At 43.4% G+C, this 3274-nt stretch carries 2 protein-coding genes and 1 pseudogene (1 of these 3 cut by a window edge); 2 read left to right on the top strand and 1 reads right to left on the bottom strand.

Going from position 1 to position 3274, the window contains the following annotated elements:
• Window positions 1-18 (top strand): annotated as a pseudogene (locus tag COV46_04875) (TIGR02757 family protein); it begins 786 nt to the left of the window's first position.
• 598 nt (window positions 19-616) lie between these two features.
• Here the strand turns inward: COV46_04875 and COV46_04870 are convergent.
• Window positions 617-1342, bottom strand: coding sequence for a hypothetical protein (locus COV46_04870; GenBank protein ID PIR17333.1), 726 nt, complete (start codon window positions 1340-1342; stop codon window positions 617-619).
• 515 nt (window positions 1343-1857) lie between these two features.
• Between COV46_04870 and COV46_04865 the strand changes: the two genes are divergently transcribed.
• The gene (locus tag COV46_04865; GenBank protein ID PIR17332.1) at window positions 1858-3072 is read left to right on the top strand and encodes an ATPase; all 1215 of its coding nucleotides are present in this window, start codon (window positions 1858-1860) and stop codon (window positions 3070-3072) included.
• Window positions 3073-3274: the final 202 nt, after the last annotated feature.

Below are 3274 nucleotides of genomic sequence, written 5' to 3'. Positions count from 1 at the left end.
ACGAAGCAATCTCCATAAATCAAGTGTTTGCTTAGAGATTGCCGCGCCCCTTCGGGGCTCGCAATGACAGAGTAAGTAGGTTTTTAGAGGTGCCCATCAGTTAAAGTTGGACCGAATGGATATTGGGTGTAGTGGTCGCCACTTCATCTGACAGAAACAGAATCTGGTTTTGATATCCTCCGACACATCGTCCAACATTATGTCAAGCCCGCCTAATGTGAGATCGTATGTTAACAGATTTGTCTGATCGTTAGCCCGGGCCGGAATTAGTGTAATTAAGGCATGACAATATGTGGGCATATGTGTTAAACGGCGGTTATGATCTCTAAAGAACTCATCGAATTTATCGTTCAGATGCTGAAGCTGAACGACGTTGGCTGTGTTACCGTGCCCAGGGCTTCGCTTTCGCGGCTCCTTGACGGTTTGGGACGGGCCGAACTTATTGTCGGGAAATAAAAGAAGGCAGGGCGGGTCACTTACTATGTCATGACCCCCGACGTCGACGAGCTTGTATTTAAGAAGGTCGCAGCTCCCGCTATTTTGATCGTGACAGAAGAAGATTACGAGGTCTCAAAGGACTGGGCAGAAAAGATACGCCAAAAGGCCGCCTATTTCATTAATCTTTCATAGCGGCCGACCCGATCCTAAAAGTTGCAGGGATGATGGCGCTTAAGAGGGACAGATATACGGGGTCCGCTATTTCCAACATGTCGACATTGAGGCCGTTACCTGTGAACAGAATAGTCCCTTCACCTATGCATCGCACATGACCGACATTGTCGCCGATCTTGCAGGTGGAAACGATCCTTTCGTAAGGATATTTAAAAGCGCCAAAATCGCATCCATCCCTTGGAGCATTTGCCATCACTCTGATACGTTGTTTTTCCGAGTCAAATATTTCCGCAAACTTGGTCCAACGGATCATTCCGCAACTAACAAATCTTCCAAATATGGAATTCAAAGATAGTGAGCGTGTTAAGAATGAACTTTTATTATAAGGGAGATAACAATCGGTGGGAATGTAATTTTCTAAACATCTTATTATGCTTATTGAAGCATCCCCGCAATATTCATCATGCAGCTCACCGTATATATCCGATATTTGACCTAAGTTAAGCTTAAGGATCCCGGTCAATGACCTATACACATCCGGAACATCCTGATGACCGTATTCGTTCTGGCACTTTCCATCATGCGATTCGGCGCAATCGGCAGTATAACTGTCGATCGTGTCGTAGTCATTGGGCCGACTCTTGAAGAGGTGCCCGGTTCCCGAGGCATCCCTGAAGCTTATCACGAGTGAATTGTTGGACGTAGAATAAGAATACGAAACGGGCGCCATAAGCTATCCCTCCATAATAACTTTGTTGTTTCCGACACCTATCAAATCCCACCCATTTTGCAAGTTTTTTATTAGACGACGTTTTAGCAAGAACTTTGATGAGATCGAGGGGTCGTTCGCGTTCCATAACGAAGAGTTCTACAACGAAAAGAGCGATAGGTGGAGCTGGACGCAGGAGCGCCAGGATGGGGCGGTCTCGCAGGCGTGGGAGACATATAGAACGAAAAACTGCCGCAGTTAATGACGGAATTTATAAAAGAGTATTTCACGATGTTGAACGGAGAAGAGGATTAAAGTATAAATTAAAGGGCACCTCTATAAACTACTCACTCTGTCATTGCGAGCCCCGAAGGGGCGCGGCAATTCCCCATAAACACTTGATTTATGGAGATTGCTTCGTCGCCGGACGCTCCTCGCAATGACATAACAATGGGTTTATAGGTGCCCTAAAGAATAGAAAATAAATGTTTTAATTATACTTAAAACATTGTATACTTTTCACGGAGGTTTTAAGTATGATTAAAGAATATATAAAACGAGAAAGTTACCTCAAAAAGATCGGTCCTTTTATTAACAAGGATATTATAAAGGTTCTTGTTGGCGAGAGATGTGTTGGCAAGAGCTATATCTTATATCAGATCATGGACATGATATTGGAGGAAGACAAGTCTGCCAATATCATTTACATCAATAAGGAGCTAAGCGATTTCGATCACATTACCGACCACAAATCTCTTCTAAAATTTGTCGAAGAAAAGACAGAGGCATCTAAAAAAAGAAACTTCCTCTTTATTGACGAAATACAGGATATCATTTCCTTTGAAAAGGCCCTGCGAAGCCTTAAGGCTTCCGGCAAGTACGATATATATTGCACGGGAAGTAATGCGAACATGCTATCGAGCGACCTTTCAACTTATCTTAGCGGTCGCTATATTGAGATCGAGATCCACAGCCTTTCCTATGCGGAATTTTTGTTGTTCCATAAACTCGAAGAAAATGAAGAATCGCTCTTGAGCTTCATAAAATATGGCGGGCTTCCGTACCTCATCCATTTGGAATTAAATGACGACGTTGCTTATGATTATCTCCGGAACGTCAAGAATACTATCCTCTTCAAAGATATCATCTCCCGGTTCAATATCAGGAATGTCGCATTTCTGGAAAGACTTGTGGAGTATATAGCGGACAACCTTGGCAGTCTTGTATCTGCGAAGAAGATCAGCGACTTCTTAAAATCACAGCAAACGAAGATATCACCGAGCGTTGTTCTTGACTATCTCTCACACCTAAGATCGGCTTTCTTCATCCATCAGGTACAGAGGCAAGATATTAAGGGGAAAAAGATATTCGAGGTTAATGACAAATACTTTTTTGAAGACTTAGGCCTTAGAAATTCCATCATCAGTTATAATCAGGCCGACATTGGTAAGGTTCTTGAGAATCTTGTTTTCTCTCATCTCAAGGCCTCAGGCTATAACGTTAGGGCCGGACAATTAGGAAAAAAGGAGATCGATTTCATCGGCGAAAAAGATGGCGAACGTTTATATGTCCAGGTGGCGTATCTCATCACCGACGAAAATCGAGAAAGAGAGTTCGGCAACCTACTTGAGATCGATGATAACTACCCCAAGCTCGTCGTTTCAATGGATACGTTGATCGGCGGCAGCAGTTATAAGGGGATCAAGCATGTCAATCTGCGGCACTTCCTAACTTCTCCAATTGCTTATTAGCGACAAGGTTCTCGGAACCAATATTCGATGCACGCTAGAATGGTTCCAATGCGGAATAAACATAATAATACGGTGTTTTAACTTTTGGTTGGGAGCATTTTTGGTTAAAAACCATAAGGGCGCCTCTAAAAACCTGCTTGTTCTGTCATTGCGAGCCCCGAAGGGGCGCGGCAATCTCCAGCAAACACTTGATTTATGGAGA

It is taken from the genome of Deltaproteobacteria bacterium CG11_big_fil_rev_8_21_14_0_20_49_13 (genome assembly GCA_002796305.1).
In the GTDB taxonomy this organism is placed as follows: Bacteria; UBA10199; UBA10199.
Note: the sequence above shows the minus strand (reverse complement) of the source record. Positions and strands in the feature narration are given on the sequence as shown.

What these genes read in the sequence shown, in the direction of transcription:
- COV46_04870 (PIR17333.1), bottom strand. Translation starts at nt 1,342, where the DNA reads ATGGCGCCCGTTTCGTATTCTTATTCTACGTCCAACAATTCACTCGTG.
- COV46_04865 (PIR17332.1), top strand. Translation starts at nt 1,858, where the DNA reads ATGATTAAAGAATATATAAAACGAGAAAGTTACCTCAAAAAGATCGGT.